We start from the raw sequence: 608 nt of genomic DNA, 5'->3' as shown, positions 1-608 counted from the left end.
ACCAGCGCCGCGTTCTGCTGCGTCACCTGGTCCATCTGCGTGATCGCCTGGTTGATCTGCTCGATGCCCGAGGTCTGTTCCTGGCTCGCCGCCGTGATCTCGCCCATGATGTCGGTCACGCGCTTGACGCTGCCGACGATCTCTTCCATCGTGCGGCCGGCTTCTGCGACTTGCTTGCTGCCTTCTTCGACCTTTTCTACCGAGTCGCCGATCAACGTCTTGATTTCCTTGGCGGCGGCTGCGGAGCGTTGGGCGAGGCTGCGGACTTCCGAGGCGACAACAGCAAAGCCTCGACCTTGTTCACCGGCGCGTGCTGCTTCAACCGCCGCGTTCAGTGCCAGGATGTTGGTCTGGAATGCAATGCCATCGATCACGCCGATGATGTCGACGATCTTCTTGGACGATGCATTGATCGAGCCCATCGTGTCCACGACCTGAGACACGACCGCCCCACCCTTCACAGCGACTTCCGAAGCAGAGACGGCCAGCTGGTTCGCCTGCCGCGCGTTGTCCGCGTTCTGCTTCACCGTCGAGGTCAGCTCTTCCATCGACGCCGCCGTCTGCTCCAGCGAGCTGGCTTGCTCTTCGGTACGCGACGACAGGTCCTG

Annotated in this window: 2 protein-coding genes; one reads left to right on the top strand and one right to left on the bottom strand. The window is 62.2% G+C overall.

Annotated elements, in window-relative coordinates; genetic code table 11:
• Nucleotides 1-431: methyl-accepting chemotaxis protein (locus AC07Y4_RS32980; RefSeq protein WP_495275690.1), on the bottom strand; the 431-nt coding region annotated here is incomplete at its 3' end.
• Here AC07Y4_RS32980 and AC07Y4_RS32975 point away from each other — a divergent pair.
• Nucleotides 351-608 (top strand): hypothetical protein (locus tag AC07Y4_RS32975; protein WP_495275691.1); only part of this gene is annotated, 258 nt, incomplete at its 3' end. The genes AC07Y4_RS32980 and AC07Y4_RS32975 overlap by 81 nt on opposite strands.

Source organism: Variovorax sp. GW460-12-1-14-LB1, from assembly GCF_059423605.1.
The sequence above is the reverse complement of the archived record's forward strand: the minus strand, read 5'-3'. Positions and strand labels throughout refer to the sequence as shown.